The sequence below is a fragment of the Mycobacterium sp. 155 genome, assembly GCF_000373905.1.
Lineage (GTDB): Bacteria > Actinomycetota > Actinomycetes > Mycobacteriales > Mycobacteriaceae > Mycobacterium.
On the sequence record NZ_KB892705.1, the window covers coordinates 2,367,506 to 2,384,176 of the forward strand.

Here is a 16,671-nt window from a genome sequence, read left to right on the forward strand (position 1 = left end):
CTGGAGAAATATTGTTACTGCACAATAGCTTTCGCACACCTCGGGCAGTGTCATCGACCACATGTCATCGATGCCCGAACGCCCGCGGTTGTTGCCGACGCTCATTCCCTTGTTTCCGTTATGGATTCCCTCATCGAGTTCGTCCGACGACCCGGGGCCTTACCGAGCCGGGTCGTCGGCGACCTCGATCTCCCCTGCCCTGGCCGCGGACTGCAGTCGATGGAAGTCCTCGAGCGCCTTCTCTGCGTACCGGTATGACCACTCCAGTACCGCGGCGCCGACCTTGTCGCCGCTGCCGACGTAGCCTTGCAGTATCGATCCGTTTGCGCTCTGCGCGTGCCCGCGGGCAAGCACCATGGCGCACGCCGCCGCATACTGACCGAATGCGGTCGGCGACATGCCTTCGGTTTCGATCGAACCCTTCATGTCCTGGAACTGACGGACGTAAAAGTCGCGTCCACCGTGGCGCGCGGAGCCGAGGAATATGTCCGACATCGCCTGCAGCACCCGTTGCCCGTCGACGACCCTGCCTCCCTGGCCGGACGCCTCTACCGCGCGAGCCACGCTGCTCGGCTGCCGGACACCTCCGTATTCTTCGAGAACAGAGGTTTTGGCCTCCTTGACCTGCAAGATCAACGGTGTACCGTCGGGTCCGGCCAGGATCACCAGGTAGCAGCGAGTCCCGACGCTGCCGACCCCGACGACACGCTGTGCGACGTCGGACACCTGGAAGTGGGACAGCAGAAGTGCGACATCGCCAGGCACACTCGTGAGGTACTCCCGAAATGACTCGACGACACCGGCCTCGTGATCGACATCCAGGTGCTGAAGGACGGGAGGGTTCTCTCGGAGGCGCGGCGTGCCGTCCGGTCCAGACACCATGATGCGGCCGAACACCCGCGCTGAAGTGCGCTTGCGCGCGTTATCGGCGCTGCGGGCGATGAGCGCGGCGAGGCTTTTCGTGACCTGGTTCAGGTACCGCTCCGGTTCCGCCCGTAGGTAGTACCGTTCCAGCACGTTCATGTCGAGGATGGTTTGCAGGCCGTCACGGTAGGCAACTATCGCTTCACCGGCGAAGCGGCGGATCTTCTTCTCGGGATAACCAGCGTGCCGCCCACCCACTATGACGCTGGTGATCAGACGTTTGAGATCCCATTCCGCCGGTGCGACCGCGGCCTCATCGAAGTCGTTCAGATCGAACACCAGCTCCCGGTGCGGAGCCGCATAGATTCCGAAGTTGGATAGATGCGCGTCGCCGCAGCACATCACCTCCACACCGCTGGAGGGGCTGGTCGCCAAGTCGGCGGCCATCACCGCCGCTGTCCCGCGGTAGAACGAGAAGGGATCGGTCAGCATCCGCGCGAAACGCAGCGGGACCAAATCGCGCAATCGGCTTCGGTTCTGTTCTACGAGGATCTCAATCGCGCTGCGGTCGCTCGGAACCAACTCGGCGAGCGCGGTCCTGGGAGCGGTCTGCCGCAAAGCGCGACCTCGTACGAGGTCATCCTCAACGTTCTCGACCTCGATGACACGATCCCGTAGCGGTGCGCCGGACATGGAGCCCAGCGTAATCGCCCAAACTTCCCTTAGACCGGGAAGCGCGCGGTGTTTGGCATTCCGCCGACCCGACGTTCAGACACCACCGGGTGACTGTCGGATCGTGGCGCCGCCCACCACGCGCCGAGTCGTTTTCGACAAGGTGTCTGGACGGTGACGACGTAGGATAGCCGAGGCTGTTCCACGACTGCTGCCCGACACGATTGTGACGGCACGGTCAATTTTGCACACTGTTCAGTGTCTTCGTGAGATGCTCTGGTTAAGCATCCAACACACTGCCGAACGGCGAGGAGAAGCAATTCCATGAGGAACACGTTGGTGACAGCGACAGCAGGCTTGTGCGCCACCGCACTGAGCTTTGCCATCGTTGGCTGCGGCAGCGGCACGAAGACCGAAGCAACAACGTCAGAGTCCACGACAACAACCTCAGCAGCGGCATCAGCGACCACCTCGGCGCTGCCGCCTCCTCCCGACCGGCCCGACGGCACCAAGCAGACATTGCACGATTACATCGTCGAGCACAACATCGCGGAGGTGCCTTACCGGGCCAAGGAACCCGGAACGCCGACCGTCGAGCTGTCCTTCCCGCCCGGCTGGAGCCAACTCGCGAAAGAGGACACTCCCGATTGGGCATACGGGGGCATCATCTACGACACCCCCACGGACCCCGCCATCCCGCCGACCATGCTCGCGATCGCCAGCAAGCTTGTCGGCGATGTCGACGCCGCCGAGATTCTCCAATACGCACCGGGCATGCTGCAGAACCTGCCCGGATTCCAGCCAGTCGGTGATCCGGTAGTGGCTCCGTTCTCGGGCTTCGATTCCGTCACCTATAAGGGGACCTACACCAATGATGGAAAAAATATGGTCGTAGGTGAGAAGACCGTGGTGGTACCCGGAAAAGACAAGGACTTCTTCGTCTTGCAGCTTCAGGCGACCGCGCCGGCGGACGAGCGGCAGGTTGTGCTCGATGCCGTTGATTACATCAACACGAATACCAAAATCACCGCCCCATGATCACGCCCATCACGGCCGGCCCGGAAACCTATGGAGAGTAAGCAGTCAATGACCATATTTCGCACCTCCATGTTCGTCGCGGTGATCGTCGGCGGAACTATCATGTCGACACCGCTGGTGTCTCCCCCTACCGCCCATGCTGCTCCTTGCAACGGGCTGACAGATCCGCGTACCGGCGTCTGCTGGAGTAACCAAGACCTGAGCAACCGGGGCAACCCGAACAGTCTTGGCGGTACGGCGCATTGCAGCCCGGGACGACTCGGTCAGTGCTTGGGTGCAGCACAAAACGGAACAACACCCGGGGCCAATCTGCGGACCCAGCCACCGGCTGGCCCGGCGCCGCGTATCTGGCCAAGCCAGTAGGCATACGGCGTCCGGACCGCAACCATCGGATGTAGCGGGACCGGAATCGAGTAAGGGTTGGTCTTCAGCAGCTGTTGAAGACCAACCCTTACTCGGTCACGAGCGTTGATCTTGCTCGCGTGCTCCGGCACCGGTTCCGAGTTACAGACACGGTGCACCTAGTGACCGCACTCATTTCGAGACTGGGCAAGCACCGCTGGCTCGGTCGGAGGCCGATCTAGATCGTCGGTGATGGTTTACCTGGCGCTGACCGCCGCTGCTCACTACGAGCAGCTCCACTGCGATAAATGCATCAGCTGCCGCGCCCGCTACGAGCCGGAAAGGCGATAGAGCCACTGCCCAAGCGCAAACGGCACTGTCGTCAACGTCCTGGACAGGCAAGCGCCCGAAGTGTTGTTTTTCCTGGGTGCTAAGGGTGTGTAGGTTCACGACATAGGTGACACATGAGTCGGGACATGGGTGACAGTCGTGGCTCATATCCAAAGCGCGTGTGGTCGTTCTCGAAGTCACCAGCTGCCGCCTCACCGTGACGGCAGCAACCCGCACCTACGGACTCTCCCGCCAACACATCTACCGCCTGCTCAAACGCTTCCAACTCGGCGGCCTCGACGCGGTCGACCCCCGCTCCGGACACCCCACCAGCAACCCACGAGCGGTCCGCGACGACGTCATCGCCGCGATCGTGCTGCTACGCGAACAACTGACCGCCGACGGCCTCGACGCCGGCCCACTGATCCTGCAAGAACATCTCCCCAAACAAGGCCTGCCCGCACCGGCCACTTCGACCATCCACCGCATCCAGCACCACCACGGCCTGATCACCCCACAACCACGCAAACGATCCAAAAGCTCCTACCGGCGCTTCGCCGCCGACCAACCCAGGCGAATGCTGGCAATCCGACTTCACCCACTGGCCCCTCGCCGACAGCACCAACACCGCAATCCTCAACTGGCTCGACGACCACTCCCGCTACGTCCTGCACTGCACCGCATTCCGCAGAGTCACCGTCAATGACGTCGTCGCCAGCTTCACCACCACCGCCGAACATCACGACCTACCGGCATCCACCCTGACCCACAACGGCGCGGTCTACACCGCACGATTCACCCACGGCCACAACGACTTCGAACGCCTCATCGGCCAGCTCGGGATCACCCAGAAAAACGGTCACCCCGGCCACCCCCAAACCCAAGGCAAGGTCGAACGCTGCCACCAAACCCTCAAACGCTGGCTGGCCCGACGCCCACTACCGGCAACCCTGGCAGACCTACAACCGACACGCTCTGGTTCAGCCGGAGGCTCGGGCTATTGGATTTCGACCAGGGTTTGGTCGGTCCGTTGTGCATCGTAGAACGCGGCTTCGTACTCGGCGGGTGGGACGTCATTGAGGTAGCCGTGGAGGCGGGCGGTGTTGTGCCGGTAGACCCAGCCGAGAGTGGCCAGTTCGACGTCTTCGACGGTCTTCCAGGGGCCGGTGCGGGCGGGTGGCAATGTCAACCTGAATTGGCCCCGGTGTGACGCGAGTTTTGGCCCCACCTCGGTCGAGTTCGGGGCTGTAGCGGTGGTGTCGGTGTTAGCGGCAGAAGATGGTCGGGTCGCGGTCGACTTCGGCGAGAAGGTCCTCGATGTGCGGTGGGGGTCGAGGAGGGCCCGTCGCGGTGATTACCGGGGTTGGTCGATGATGGCAGTCAGGGCGTCGTAGGCGGTGTCGAGTTGTCGTTGGCGTCGGCGGTTGAGTTCGTGGTTGGACTCGGCGGCGAGTGTGTCGATCAGTTCGTCGAGTTCGGTGTCGGTCAGCGCAAGATGCAGCTCGTTGTTGTGGTTGCTGATCGCGAAAACCGCTCTCTGGCAGTCAGAGTCGAGGAATGTCAGTGTGCGCAGGACAGCTGCGGTGTCAGCGTCGATGACGATGTCGTGGCGCGGTTGGGCCGCGGTCAATTGCTGGCGGCGTAGGTCGTAGATGGATCCTGCCCAATTGCTGATGGTGCCGTCGTCGCCGCAGTGGCTGCAGCGCCAGCCGATGGGTTGGTCGGGTTGGGCGCTGACCACGTTGATGTGGCCAGGGCAGCGGCGGTTGGCTGGTCGGCGCCGGCACGGTAGGGCGGTTTCCCACGGGGTGTGGGCGTCGCCAGCGCTGGCGGCGGCGACGATGCCGGTGAGGTGTTCGGCGAGCTTGCGTGCGGGCCCGGGGGTGTCGGGGCCCAGGTCGAGGAAATGCTGCAGATCGGCGACCAACATGACCTGGTCACTGTAGCCGCCGCGTGGTGTGACGGTCTGCTTTCAGGTACTGCTGGGTTCGGTGCTGGCGGTGCGCCGTTTGCGGGCATGAGCGAGTCGGTATGAGGTGGTGCCGGTTTCGATGATCTGCCCGGCGAAGGTCAACCGGTCAACGATGGCCGCGCATAGCCGTGGGTCGGTGAAGGTTTTGGTCCACGCCGAGAACGGTTCGTTGGAGGCGATCGCCACCGCGGAGCGTTCTTCACGTTCGGTGAGCACCTGGAACAGCAGCTCCGCGCCGCGGCGGTCTAATTGCAGGTAGCCCAGCTCGTCGATCAGCAGGAGATCGACCCGGCCGTAGCGGGTGATCAACTTACTGAGTTGGGCGTCGTCGGCGGCTTCGACGAGTTCGTTGACCAGCTTGCTGGCCAGGGTGTAGCGGACGCGGTAACCGGTCTCGGCGGCCAGGGTTCCCAGTCCGATCAGCAGGTGGCTTTTGCCGGTCCCGGAGTCCCCGATCAAGCACAATGGCTCACCGGCTTTGACCCAGGCGCAGGTGGCCAGGGTCCCGATCACTGCTGGGTTGATTGCCGGGTTGGCCTCAAAGGTGAACTCGTCGAGCCGCTTTGGCCGGGGGAACCCGGCGTCATGAATGCGGCGCTGCGCCCGGCGGCGGTCGCGGTCCTCGCACTCGGCGATCATCAGCTCCGAGAGGAAACCCAGATAGGACTGTTGTTCACGTTCGGCCGCGGCGGCGATCTCGGCGAAGCGATCCCGGATCGTCGGCAGCCGCAACATCCGGGCGCCCTGTTCGATTGCCGCGACCGCGGCTTGGTCAGTGACCGTGTGACGCGGGACGGTCATGAGCTCTGCCTACCCAGCAGAGTGTCGTAGGGGGCCACCGACGGCAGCGGACGTTCGTCGGCGATCGCTACGCCTAAACGGTGTTCGGCCAGCAGGAGCACCTCAGTGTCGGCGCCAGAACTGTTCTGATGCCGGTGACCGCCGGTGCGGTGTTCGGCGGCCTTGCGTGCTTCCAATGCCACCACATCGGCGTTGGCTGAGCCCACCGACAGGGCCGCGCCGATTCCGGCCAGCACGTCAGCGCGGTCGAGGTAACGATGCAGCAGCAACACCTCGACCAGGGCGCGGGTGCCGGCGGCGTCGCCATAGGTCTTTCGGGCGGCCGCCCACCATGCGTCGTGTTCGGCGGTGAACATCTTGGCTGCCCGTGCCTGCGCCAGGGCGGTGGCCCCGGGCAGCGCGCCGGGTTTGCGGGCCAGGATCTCCAGATAGTGATCCAAGTCCAGCACTTTGGTGCCCTTACCGATCGCACGGGGATGGCGCGCCACCACAGTCGTGCGGTCATAAACGGTGACGTGGGAAGCCGACAGTTTCACCCGCAGCCGATGCCCGATGAACCGGGCCGGCACCGAGTACTGGTTGCAGCGCACCATGATCTGGGCGTACCGATCCACCCGCGGGGTCAGCGTGAGCGCCGTATCAAACGGCTCGTCAGGGACCGGCTGCAGCGACAGTTTCTCCAGTTCCCAGTCCTGGCCAACACTATTGGCGCGGTGGGTGATCCGACGGTGATCGTCAGCGTCATCAGCAGCAGTCAGCAGCGCATTGAGTTCGTCAATGGAGTCCACCACCGGCATCGGCACGCAGTGGTTGCGCCGGAATCGGCCACCTTCGCCCTCCACGCCACCCTTCTCATGACTGCCTTCGTGACCGGGCTGGCAATACCAGGCTTCGAAACCGTAGTGCGACCGGAACGCAATCCAACGCTCGTTCTCCTGACGCGACCGTCCGAACAGCACCTGCTTGACCGCACTGTTGAGGTTGTCGTAGCGGATCTTGTCGACCGGCACGCCGCTGAGCCGGGCGAACCCATAGACGTGGCCTTCCAGGAACGCCTCCTGGCCTTGGGTCGCGAATGCCCGATGCGCTGCCCGCCCCGAGAACGACAACCGCATGGTGAACAGCGCAGTCTTGGTCTTCACCCCAGCCAGCACCACCCACAGATCATGGAAGTCGACCTCGGCCTCAGCACCCGGCCGATACGTCTGAGGCACAAACCCCGCTTCCAACGCCCGGCCCGCCTCCGCCGCAATCTGCGGGCGACGTTTCCGGATATGGTCGCGTACCGTCGAATACGACAAACCGGTCGCATCATGTTCATCGACCAGACGCGCCAAAACCCTTCGGGCGGTGTGGCGTTGCCCCTTCGGGGCATCCAGATCCGAACGCAGCATCTCATCAATCGCGGCCTTGAACGGCTCCAACCGCGGCGCCACCCGCTGCGCCGTCTTGCGCGGCGGCGGCACCGCCGATTCCAACGCCTGGCGCACCGTGCGCCGATGCACCCGATGCTTATCGGCCAGCGCCCGGATCGACAAACCCTCAACCCGATGATCCCGCCGGATCGCCGCGAACTGCTCCACCCTTGACCTCACCTTCCAGCCACCACCTCTCACCAGCGATCCGGGCCATCCGAACCGCACGTGATCACTGTCAGGCGGGGCCAATTCACGTCGTCATAACCGACGCGGAGTGTCGTGGAGACGGAGCCAACTCAGACCGTCAAACGGCACACCCGCGGCCACACAGGTGGAGCCATTTCTAGTCGTCCGCCCGGGGCCAAATCAGGCTGTCACAGCCAGGCGGGTCCGTAGATCAGTTCGGCCTTGTAGTATCCGTTGACCGTCTCGGCGAGCGCGTTGTCGTAGCTGTCCCCGATCGTCCCGATCGAGGGCGCCGCGCCGATCTCAGCGAGTCGCTCCCCGTAACGGATGGATGTGAATTGGGACCCGGCATCGGAGTGACATCTCAAGCCGACCAACAGGTTTCCGCGTGACCACCGAGCCATCTCCAGCGCGTCGAGCACCATCGAAGTCCGCATGTGTGGTGCGACTCGCCAACCGACGATCGTGCGGCTATAGGCGTCGATAATGAAGCACGCGTAGGCCACCCCGGCCCAGGTGGGCACGAATGTCAGATCTGTACCCCAGCGCTGGTTGGGCGCGGTGGCGGTGAACTGGCGCTGCACCAGATCGGGGTGCCGGGCTGCCGTGGGGTCGGGTTTGGTGGTGCGTACCCGTTTGCCGCGCCGCGCCCCTTCGATGCCGACGGCCCGCATTAGTCGGGCCACCTGATCCCGGCCGACGTCATGACCGGCACGGCGGGCGGCTTTCCACAACTTGCGGGCCCCGTAGACGCGGTAGTTGTCCTCCCAGAGCTGCCGCAACGCCGGTCCCAGTACGGCGTCACGCCGGTCCCGCGCCGACGGTGGCCTGGCTTTGGTGTCGTAGTACGTGCTTGGGGCCACCGCCACCCCTGCACTGCGCAGGACGGTGATGATGGGCTCGACCCCGAACTCGCCGCGCTGGGCGTCGATGAAGGCGACTATTTCTTGTGTTGGCGGTCGAGCTCCGCCCCGAAGAAACTCGCTGCTCGTTTCAGAATCTCATTGGCACGCTTGAGTTCTCGGATCTCCTGCTCAAGCTCCTTGACCTTCTGCGACTCGGTGGTCGTCACACCAGGCTCGTAGCCGTCGTCGACGTCAGCCTGACGCACCCAGGAGCGCACCGACTCCGTAGCCGAGCTGGTGAGCGACCCGGGACACCGTGCCCTGCTCGGTGCCGAGTTCGGCCCGCAACGCGCGCACCATCCGCACCGCCGCGGCCTTCTCCTCCGGACTGTAGCGGCGGCTGGTCGGCTTCTTCCCCGATGACGATTCCGTGGGCATACCTGCATCCTCGTTTCCAAGGTCAGGAGCCTCCGGGATTTCCAGAGCGATTCATCACTCTCGGGCTGTTGACCGATGCCACCGGGTTCCCGCTGACCGTGGCCGCTTTTGAGGGCAACAGGGCAGAGACCGCCACCATGCTGCCCGTCATCAACGCCTTCAAGACCACACTGACGTATCGCACTGAGGAATCGAACGGACCCCGGCGGATCACGCTGCATCCGGTCAACCCCGACGACGCTGCGAAGTTCCAGCAAGCAATTGGGATCCGCTTAGAGAACTTCGCCTTCTTCGAGTACGACGGTCAAGTCACGGTTGGGGTCGCACAACCTGCCAACACCACACGTTCGTTCTTCGCCGGATACAACCGGATGGCCGCGAATGATCTAGTGACGCAGTGGAGTCCGCCGCTACCTGCCGTGCTTCCCTGAATTCGAGGGCACCCGCCGCGCCCCGGCTGGTCACAAGGCCAGGCCTGTCTCACGCACAGGAGCGGACCCGCGAATCGCATGCACACTCATCTTTGAAGTTGGCAGGTACGATTCGCGGTCAATGGCGGTCGACCTGATGCCCTCCTGGCTCGATGGCTGCGCGAGCGGTGAGCTCCCACAGGTTTGGCGACGCGTAGAACCGATCGATTTCGTGTCGGACCTCTTCGGAGAGTTCTCCGAGATCGTAGGACGCCGTGGATGATGACCGAATGAGTTCGTCGGGACCAGTGCCGTCGTATCCGCAGGTGTATTAGCCGCCGAACGCCCCGAACAGGGAGGGGCCAGGCGATCAGCCCGGTGACGTCGTCGTCTCGAAAGAATGCGGCCCTGCAGCTCGACGGGACGGGGCCGTGCCGAACTGCGGCCGGTCGACACCATTCCGTTCGCTACGTTGACGTATCGCGCAGAGGATTCCGTCGGGCCCGGACTATCAACCTAGTGGGGATCGGGACGCGTAGATACGAGAGTGGCTGTGGACACGGTAAACCCGGGCTTGCCTTGCGCGTTACGGGCCGTCGTCCCACCGCGGCGGTAATAGATCACGCTCTCATCCAGTGTCTCTTCCACGTCGTCCTTACTCGTGCAGTGCTTTCTGTATAGGTCCATCTGGACATCGATCTCGGGCAGGGTGATCCGGGAAACTTTGCGGTCCGGGCTGACCACAGGCAGAAGCGGGGCCTGCCACCACGGTAGGCGATCCGGGGCTAGTTTCACCTCTGTCGTATCCAATTGGTGTGTGAAACCAAGGGGTTTACGGTCGCCTTCTTCGTCACCACCCGGTGGGGGCTTGATCAACACGGCACCCGGTGGCTTGGTCCTGATCCCGACTATTTCCGGCTTCACACCGTGAAATGTCCGGCTGAACGCCACACCCTTGCCATCACGTGTTTTCTCGAGCACGGTAACCCCAAGTCCGCCTTCTTCTTCGGGCACTATTCCCACGCGAATGGGCGAGCTATCTAGGTGCTGTCCCATAACGGCGTAGAGAGTTTGTTCTTTTTTGAGGTCTGACCTCCACCACGGAGTGAATGTGAATGCACTCACGTCCATGTCGGGCCGGTAGCGGCAGTCCCATTTGACGGGCTTGTCTTCCGCGAAATCGTTGTTCGGGTGACGATGAAGCTGGACTGAGTATCTCGGGGGCTCCCCACATCCAGCAAACGCTCCGGCTAGAGCGGGGCTCGTGGTCAATCCCTTCGGCCCTAGGGGGCCGTCGAACGGCACTAAGCCCTCCACCACTGTGCCGGCGCAGTTGGGCCAATCGTTGAATATGTCTGTGATCAAACCAGCTACGGCTTTAAGCCCCATCTCGACTAAACCGCCACCGCCGCCGGAGGCAATCTTCTTCGCGATGTCGAGAACGTCGTTAGCCCTATCAGCCGCAATGATCGCCGCCAAACCTTCTTTCAGTGCGTATCCTGCCGCTAGTCCTGCTGCTGCCGAGCCGACCGTGAACAGTACCTTCGCGAGCAAGTAGGGATCGGACACACCGCGGACGTTGACGACGGTGACCTGTAGGTGGTGTTCTCCCGCGCCAGCAGGGGCATATATGGTGCCAACCCCCGGTTCCCATTGCTGGGCGGGTCCGCCATTGACGCTGACGGTGAGTTTGTCGTCGAACGTCGCCTTCACTCCCGATCGAAACCCCAGCGGTTTCGGTGCGCCGATGACCAGCGTTCGCGGCGTTCCCACCGGCTTTTGCACCCCGATTTCGTTCCCGTCGTGGTCGAGTTCGGTCGTATCGGCCACGGGCTGAAGGTAGACGACGATTTGGTCGACGTAGTCCGCCTGCATCGCTTTGTCGAAGCACTCGACTGATGTCAACGAAATTGATTGTGGCATTTGCGAACCCCCCGATTGCACCATGAACATTGCATTGACCAGGACTCATCGCCGTCTCGTGGCTCACGTGGATGTGAGCGGTCTGAAACTCGATGGCGTGACCTCGTACAGGACCAAACTTACTGGCCAAGTTCGGTGCGGACTTCAGTAATGCACTACTGCATTTTGGCCTAGACATCAGTAATGCACTACTGCATTTTGGCCTAGACATACTGACCGCGGATGTGCCGTCAGTGGTGAAATGTGGCGCCATGAACCAATGACTCGACTCATCACATTGGTGGAGGCAATAGGAAGAAACTCGAACCTCGGTCACCTCTGTAAGGAATGGGCCCAACTTGGCCATTGACACCCAACTGCGCAAACGCCGCCGAATCACCAGCACGACCACCCCAGGACGGTCCGAATCGCCGTTCCAAACGCTTCTTGACCGCTGATGACCTGAACAACATCGTGCACCGTTACAAAGCCGGCGAAACTACCCAGCAGATCGGCACTCGCTTCGGCATTTCCAAGACTCGCGTCGCCACCGTGGTGCGAGAACAAGGTGTCGCCATCCGCCGGCGAGGCTTGAACGACGCACAGGTCGCCGAAGCAGCAGCTCTATACACATCGGGTAAATCTCTGGCCTGGATTGGTGCTCACTTCGGCGTCTCGCACACAGCCGTCGCCAGCGCGCTTCGGAACGAGGCCGTTGAGTTGCGAGGACGGTCGGGCTGGATCTGAATACGCCACGATGACTGACTCCAAACCAACGCAAAGTTCGAACAACAGAAAGTATTGAGGCAGTATCGAACTCACCTATCCACCTCGGTGCCGAGAACCGCCTCGTAGTCGCGCCCACCGTAGAAGATACCGACAATCACGACCGATTGGCCGAACACAGCGAACGCAATCACGACTCGACGCTTGAAGCCGACCGTGCGAAGACCTGATCTGATGTCATCTCGCGTCCTGCCACGATGCGGGAATACACCCAAGTCCTCACAGAACGCCACGATCGATTCAACGTAGCGCGCAGCTACTTCCGCCGAGCCTGCTGCCGCGATGTAGCGGTGCAGCCCAACGAGCTGGTCCTCGGCCCCAGGCGTGAAGACGACGCTGAGGCTCAACCGTCCCCGGCTTGCTCACGGGCAAGGCGCGCCCGCACCGCCTGCGTGGAGACCGTCGTAGAGGGATCGGCAACGACGGCGTCGTATGCGGCGGCCACCTCATCCCGTAGCCAGGCTTCAACCGCTTGATCGCGGGCAAACAAGGCCCGCAGTCCTTCGCGGATAGCCTCACTCTCGCTGGCGTATTCCCCCGACCGCACTCGTTCACGCAGACCATCAGCCATGTCGTTGGGCAGCGTGATGCTTAGTTGACGTGTCGTACGCATAGCCACCTCCAGAACGATAGGATTCAATCCTACTTCATACGCCTCGATACGACGCCCCGCGTTCCAACGTCTTCGGAGCTTAACCGCAGACCTTGCGCACCCATTCGAACTGCGCCGATGCCCGAGAAGGCCTGAAATCGGCGGAATCGAAACCGACAATCGAGGCATCTGCCCCTCGAAACGCCCTCGACCCAACACTGAACCGGCTCCGGGCTGTTGATCCGACAGTTGCCGATCCCGGGCGTCGACACCAAATGGCTTGGCACCCACCGGGCCGCCGTGATATCGCTTGTGGTCCCGCTCGGTATACCCGGGCATCTGGGCTTGCGTGAACGGGACCTGCTGCGGGCGATCGCCATCCTCGATCCCACACTGCGGCAGGGTCTTCCACGCCTGGTGGCGGCATCGGACCGAGAGCTGTCGGCTCTGAATTTGGCGCCGCCACGGGTTCTCGTCGTGGAAAACCTGCAGACTCTTGAAGCACTTCCCGACCTACCCGATACCGTCGCCGTGTTCAGGTGGGGCGGCCATGCGCTGGCGGTTGCCGACTTCCCATGGGTGCGTGGCGCAAAACACGTGCTCTATTGGGGCGACCTGGACACCGACGGTTTCGCCATCCTGGCCCGCTCCGTGCGAGACGTTCCTGCGAGAGCCTGCTCATGGACCGCGCTACCTTGGCAGGCTGGCGTGATCTCACGGTGTCACACCCAGCCGTCGAACACGTGGACGCCGCTCTGCTGACCAACGATGAACTCGCGGCGCTGGAGCTGCTACGAAGTGAAAGCCTACGACCGGAGCAGGAACGCATCCCGATGGATGTCGCCGTGAACCAAATCCGCATCCGGCCATTGCCGTCCTGTGCGCCCAAAGCGAGCACCGAGTTCGAGTAAGGACACCAAGGTGTCCAAAAGTGGAGCTAAGGGGATTCGAACCCCTGACCCCCACACTGCCAGTGTGGTGCGCTACCAACTGCGCCATAGCCCCGTTTGTCGTGCTCCACGAAGTTACACCACGGCTACCCGCCATTCAAAATCGCTGGTCAAGGCACCTCGCCACCGGCCTCCGGTCCCAGTGCGCGCGCCAGAGTGTGGTCGGTAGCGGGAATGTGACGGGTCTCCGGGGCAAAGGTCCAGCCGAGAGCCGCCAGCAGCAGGATGGTGCCGCTGATGGCGAACGCGCCCGAGAACGACCAGTGCTGAGCGATGAGGCCCACGACCAGAGACCCGCCGATCGAGCCGACGTCGGACATCATCTGGAATGTCGCCACCGCGGTGCCGCCGCGCGCCTTACTGCCGATGATGTCGGCCACCGCCGCCTGCTGCGGAGCCGTGAAAATCCCGGTGGAGAACCCTGCGATGAATGCGCTGACGAGAAACAGCGTCAACCCGTCGGTGAATCCGACTAGCACAGTGGAAATGCCCGCCGCGGTCAACCCGATGATGAGCAGCACCCGCCGGCCGACCCGGTCGGACAGATACCCACTAGGGATGACAGCCGAGACGTTGCCGATCGCGAAGGTGGCCAGTGCCAAGCCGGCAACGCCGGCTCCCCGGTGGAACACCTCAGTGATGAACAACGGCACGAGGGCAACCCGCAAGCCCAACGCCGACCATCCGGTGGCGAAGTTCGACAGCAGCGCTGCGCGATATGCGCGATTACGCAGTGCGGTCCGCACACCCACCTTGGGTTCGTCCTCGGGTGCCGGTGCGGCCAGCGACGAGTGCCGCAGGCTGATGAACACCACCGCCGCCGCGATAAGCAACGCGCCACCATAGATGACGAACGGTGCGCTGAGCCCAAGCCCGGCGGTGAGGCTGCCGAGTACCGGCCCGCCGACCGAGCCGACGAGGAATGCCGAGGAGAACATGCCGGCAACCCGGCCCCGGGCATCCTCCGGGCTGATCCGGATCATCAGCCCCAGCGCCGAGACGAAGAACATCGTCGAGCCGATTCCGCCGAGCGATCGAAACAACAGCAGCTGCCAGTAGGTCTGCGCGAACGCACACGCACCTGTCGACAACGCCACGATAAGCAGTCCGGCGACGTAGATCCGCCGCTCCCCCAGCCGCTGGATCAGCAGCCCACTGGCCGGTGCGAAGGCCAGCCGCATCAGCGCGAACGCGGTGACGACGAAGGTCGCGGCGCTGATGCTGACCCCGAAGTGGCGGGCGTAAGCCGGGAGCACCGGTGCCACCACGCCGTAACCGAGCGCAATCACCGCGTTGGCGGCGATCAGGACCCAGACTTCACCCGGGAGCTTGGGTTTGGTCTGGCTCGATGCAGTCTGCTCCTCGCGTCCGCAGTGCTTGTCTTGCTCCTCGCGTCCGCAGTCGCCCTCCGCGATAGAACTCACCCAATGACTGTATTAACCAACTCCTTGGCGGCCTGCTGCACCTCCGCAAGATGCTCGGGCCCCTTGAACGACTCTGCGTAAATCTTGTACACGTCCTCGGTTCCCGACGGGCGGGCGGCAAACCAGGCATTCTCCGTCGTCACCTTCAACCCACCCAGCGGTGCCCCGTTGCCTGGCGCCGCGGTCAGCTTGGCGGTGATCGCCTCACCGGCCAGCTCCGTCGCAGTGACCTGATCAGGCGAGAGCTTCGCCAACCGCGCTTTCTGCTCCCGGTCGGCAGGCGCGTCGATACGCGCATACGTCGGCGCGCCGTACCGCTGCGCCAACTCGGCGTAGCGCTGTGACGGCGTTTTCCCCGTCACCGCCAGAATCTCCGAGGCCAGCAAAGCCATGACGATGCCGTCCTTGTCCGTCGTCCATGTCGATCCGTCGGTTCGCAGGAACGACGCACCGGCACTTTCCTCACCACCGAACCCGATGCTGCCGCTGATCAGACCGTCGACGAACCACTTGAACCCGACCGGAACCTCCACGAGCTTGCGCTCCAGCCCCGCGACCACCCGATCGATGATCGAGCTGCTCACCGCGGTCTTGCCGACGGCGGTGGAGCCCGGCCAGTCCGGCCGGTGGGTGTAGAGATAGTCGATGGCCACCGCGAGGTAGTGATTCGGGTTGAGCAGGCCGCCGTCGGGAGTGACGACGCCGTGCCGGTCGGCGTCGGCGTCATTACCGGTGGCGATCTGGTAGAGGCCGGGGTTGGAGCTCATCGTCCGAAGCAGCCCGGCCATCGCGTTGGGCGAGCTGCAGTCCATGCGGATCTTGCCGTCGGTGTCCAGCGTCATGAACCGCCAGGTGGCATCCACCAGCGGATTGACCACGGTCAGATCCAGATTGTGTCGCTCGGCGATCGCATCCCAGTAATCGACACTCGCCCCGCCCAGAGGATCGGCACCGATGCGGATCCCCTCGGCACGGATCGCATGTAGGTCCACGACGTTGGGCAGGTCCGCGACGTAGGCGTCCATGTAGTCGTGGCGCTGAGCGCTCTGCAAAGCCCGGGTCAGCGGGATTCGCTTCACCGACGCGAGGCCTTCTCGCAGGATGTCGTTGGCGCGCTTGGCAATCACACTCGTCGCATCGGTGTCGGCCGGCCCGCCGTTGGGCGGGTTGTACTTGAACCCGCCGTCTCGAGGTGGGTTGTGTGACGGCGTGACGACGATGCCGTCGGCGAGATCGGCGTCACGGCCCCGGTTGAAGGTCAGGATGGCATGGCTGACCGCCGGGGTCGGCGTAAACCGGTCAGCCGAATCGATCATCACCACAACGTCGTTGGCGGCCAGCACCTCCAACGCCGAAGCCCACGCCGGCTCGGAGAGAGAATGCGTGTCACGCCCGATGAACAACGGCCCGGTGGTGCCCTGGGCGGCGCGGTATTCGACGATGGCCTGGGTGGTGGCCAGGATGTGATCCTCGTTGAACGCCGTGTCCAGACTCGAGCCACGATGCCCAGACGTGCCGAACGCCACCTGTTGCGCCACATCCTGTGGATCGGGGTGCAGCGTGTAATACGCCGTCACCACCTGCGCGACGTCGATGAGATCCTCGGGTTGCGCCGGTTGTCCGGCACGGGGGTTGGCAGCCATGGTTGACGATTCTGCTACCAGAAGCACGTCGGTGTCTGCCGGTCGCCGAGTTGCCGCC

The 16,671-nt window shown here is 63.3% G+C and carries 16 protein-coding genes, 1 tRNA gene, 4 pseudogenes and 1 other annotated feature; of the genes and pseudogenes, 8 read left to right on the forward strand and 13 right to left on the reverse strand.

Going from position 1 to position 16,671, the window contains the following annotated elements:
• Positions 1 to 159: 159 nt before the first annotated feature.
• Positions 160 to 1,557, reverse strand: coding sequence for a DUF2252 domain-containing protein (locus B133_RS0111270; protein ID WP_018601129.1), 1,398 nt, complete (start codon positions 1,555 to 1,557; stop codon positions 160 to 162).
• Positions 1,558 to 1,893: 336 nt separating this feature from the next.
• On the opposite strand from B133_RS0111270, the gene B133_RS0111275 reads away from it, so the two are divergent.
• The 3 genes and pseudogenes from B133_RS0111275 to B133_RS25320 all read left to right on the forward strand — a co-directional run.
• The gene (locus tag B133_RS0111275; protein ID WP_232423284.1) at positions 1,894 to 2,574 is read left to right on the forward strand and encodes an LpqN/LpqT family lipoprotein; all 681 of its coding nucleotides are present in this window, start codon (positions 1,894 to 1,896) and stop codon (positions 2,572 to 2,574) included.
• 853 nt (positions 2,575 to 3,427) lie between these two features.
• Positions 3,428 to 3,952: a helix-turn-helix domain-containing protein gene (locus tag B133_RS22695; RefSeq protein WP_157625853.1), complete on the forward strand. Its 525-nt coding sequence runs from the start codon at positions 3,428 to 3,430 to the stop codon at positions 3,950 to 3,952.
• Positions 3,870 to 4,061 (forward strand): annotated as a pseudogene (locus tag B133_RS25320) (IS481 family transposase); the annotation flags it as partial. The gene B133_RS22695 and the pseudogene B133_RS25320, both read left to right, overlap by 83 nt.
• Here B133_RS25320 and B133_RS24890 read toward each other — a convergent pair.
• The gene (locus tag B133_RS24890) at positions 3,993 to 4,151 is read right to left on the reverse strand and encodes a hypothetical protein (RefSeq protein ID WP_232423285.1); all 159 of its coding nucleotides are present in this window, start codon (positions 4,149 to 4,151) and stop codon (positions 3,993 to 3,995) included. The pseudogene B133_RS25320 and the gene B133_RS24890 sit on opposite strands and share 69 nt — an antisense overlap.
• Between B133_RS24890 and B133_RS25325 the strand changes: the two genes are divergently transcribed.
• Entirely contained in the window at positions 4,089 to 4,289 is a 201-nt protein-coding gene (locus B133_RS25325; protein WP_369751489.1) for an integrase core domain-containing protein, read from the forward strand. The two genes, B133_RS24890 and B133_RS25325, sit on opposite strands and share 63 nt — an antisense overlap.
• Here B133_RS25325 and B133_RS24385 read toward each other — a convergent pair.
• From B133_RS24385 to B133_RS23685, 5 genes and pseudogenes are all read right to left on the reverse strand, one after another.
• A pseudogene (locus B133_RS24385) lies at positions 4,244 to 4,423 on the reverse strand (IS3 family transposase); the annotation flags it as partial. The gene B133_RS25325 and the pseudogene B133_RS24385 sit on opposite strands and share 46 nt — an antisense overlap.
• A gap of 177 nt (positions 4,424 to 4,600) precedes the next feature.
• Positions 4,601 to 5,176 carry a hypothetical protein gene (locus tag B133_RS0111295; protein ID WP_018601137.1) on the reverse strand — a complete coding sequence of 192 codons (576 nt, stop codon included), beginning with the start codon at positions 5,174 to 5,176 and terminating at the stop codon, positions 4,601 to 4,603.
• Between the two features lie 42 nt (positions 5,177 to 5,218).
• Complete coding sequence (istB, locus tag B133_RS0111300) at positions 5,219 to 6,019, reverse strand: IS21-like element helper ATPase IstB (protein ID WP_018601139.1); 801 nt, start codon at positions 6,017 to 6,019, stop codon at positions 5,219 to 5,221.
• Positions 6,016 to 7,614: an IS21 family transposase gene (istA, locus tag B133_RS0111305; protein WP_026256280.1), complete on the reverse strand. Its 1,599-nt coding sequence runs from the start codon at positions 7,612 to 7,614 to the stop codon at positions 6,016 to 6,018. Before istA ends, istB begins: the two co-directional genes overlap by 4 nt.
• Before the next feature lie 206 nt (positions 7,615 to 7,820).
• Positions 7,821 to 8,906: pseudogene (locus B133_RS23685) on the reverse strand (IS3 family transposase); the annotation flags it as partial.
• Positions 8,478 to 8,609, reverse strand: a sequence feature (AL1L pseudoknot). Its footprint overlaps the pseudogene before it by 132 nt.
• A 20-nt stretch (positions 8,907 to 8,926) precedes the next feature.
• Between B133_RS23685 and B133_RS25330 the strand changes: the two are divergent.
• A pseudogene (locus B133_RS25330) lies at positions 8,927 to 9,070 on the forward strand (IS1634 family transposase); the annotation flags it as partial.
• Positions 9,071 to 9,832: 762 nt separating this feature from the next.
• Here the strand turns inward: B133_RS25330 and B133_RS0111330 are convergent.
• Positions 9,833 to 11,221: a hypothetical protein gene (locus tag B133_RS0111330; protein ID WP_157625855.1), complete on the reverse strand. Its 1,389-nt coding sequence runs from the start codon at positions 11,219 to 11,221 to the stop codon at positions 9,833 to 9,835.
• 444 nt (positions 11,222 to 11,665) lie between these two features.
• Here B133_RS0111330 and B133_RS0111335 point away from each other — a divergent pair, with 444 nt between their 5' ends.
• Positions 11,666 to 11,965 (forward strand): hypothetical protein, encoded by a 300-nt coding sequence (locus B133_RS0111335; RefSeq protein ID WP_018601151.1) that lies wholly within the window; start codon positions 11,666 to 11,668, stop codon positions 11,963 to 11,965.
• A gap of 71 nt (positions 11,966 to 12,036) precedes the next feature.
• On the opposite strand, the gene B133_RS0111340 is transcribed toward B133_RS0111335, so the two are convergent.
• Together B133_RS0111340 and B133_RS0111345 are read right to left on the reverse strand one after the other, a co-directional pair.
• The gene (locus B133_RS0111340; protein ID WP_026256283.1) at positions 12,037 to 12,351 is read right to left on the reverse strand and encodes a type II toxin-antitoxin system RelE/ParE family toxin; all 315 of its coding nucleotides are present in this window, start codon (positions 12,349 to 12,351) and stop codon (positions 12,037 to 12,039) included.
• The gene (locus B133_RS0111345; RefSeq protein ID WP_018601155.1) at positions 12,348 to 12,617 is read right to left on the reverse strand and encodes a ribbon-helix-helix protein, CopG family; all 270 of its coding nucleotides are present in this window, start codon (positions 12,615 to 12,617) and stop codon (positions 12,348 to 12,350) included. The genes B133_RS0111340 and B133_RS0111345 overlap by 4 nt, the downstream gene beginning before the upstream one ends.
• Before the next feature lie 216 nt (positions 12,618 to 12,833).
• On the opposite strand from B133_RS0111345, the gene B133_RS22715 reads away from it, so the two are divergent.
• Complete coding sequence (locus B133_RS22715) at positions 12,834 to 13,358, forward strand: Wadjet anti-phage system protein JetD domain-containing protein (protein WP_051088048.1); 525 nt, start codon at positions 12,834 to 12,836, stop codon at positions 13,356 to 13,358.
• Complete coding sequence (locus tag B133_RS25335) at positions 13,277 to 13,507, forward strand: Wadjet anti-phage system protein JetD domain-containing protein (protein WP_369751447.1); 231 nt, start codon at positions 13,277 to 13,279, stop codon at positions 13,505 to 13,507. The genes B133_RS22715 and B133_RS25335 overlap by 82 nt, the downstream gene beginning before the upstream one ends.
• A gap of 21 nt (positions 13,508 to 13,528) precedes the next feature.
• On the opposite strand, the gene B133_RS0111355 is transcribed toward B133_RS25335, so the two are convergent.
• From B133_RS0111355 to pgm, 3 genes are all read right to left on the reverse strand, one after another.
• A tRNA-Ala gene (locus B133_RS0111355) sits at positions 13,529 to 13,601 on the reverse strand.
• Positions 13,602 to 13,656: 55 nt separating this feature from the next.
• Positions 13,657 to 14,970: an MFS transporter gene (locus B133_RS0111360; protein ID WP_018601159.1), complete on the reverse strand. Its 1,314-nt coding sequence runs from the start codon at positions 14,968 to 14,970 to the stop codon at positions 13,657 to 13,659.
• A complete protein-coding gene (pgm, locus tag B133_RS0111365; RefSeq protein ID WP_026256284.1) occupies positions 14,967 to 16,613 on the reverse strand; it encodes a phosphoglucomutase (alpha-D-glucose-1,6-bisphosphate-dependent) in 1,647 nt (548 codons plus the stop codon). Before pgm ends, B133_RS0111360 begins: the two co-directional genes overlap by 4 nt.
• Positions 16,614 to 16,671 lie beyond the last annotated feature (58 nt).

Excerpts from the sequence above, each read along its gene's own strand:
- istB (WP_018601139.1), bottom strand. The coding sequence starts at position 6,019 with ATGACCGTCCCGCGTCACACGGTCACTGACCAAGCCGCGGTCGCGGCA.
- B133_RS0111295 (WP_018601137.1), bottom strand. The coding sequence starts at position 5,176 with ATGTTGGTCGCCGATCTGCAGCATTTCCTCGACCTGGGCCCCGACACC.
- B133_RS0111270 (WP_018601129.1), bottom strand. The coding sequence starts at position 1,557 with ATGTCCGGCGCACCGCTACGGGATCGTGTCATCGAGGTCGAGAACGTT.
- B133_RS25335 (WP_369751447.1), top strand. The coding sequence starts at position 13,277 with ATGGACCGCGCTACCTTGGCAGGCTGGCGTGATCTCACGGTGTCACAC.
- B133_RS0111345 (WP_018601155.1), bottom strand. The coding sequence starts at position 12,617 with ATGCGTACGACACGTCAACTAAGCATCACGCTGCCCAACGACATGGCT.
- pgm (WP_026256284.1), bottom strand. The coding sequence starts at position 16,613 with ATGGCTGCCAACCCCCGTGCCGGACAACCGGCGCAACCCGAGGATCTC.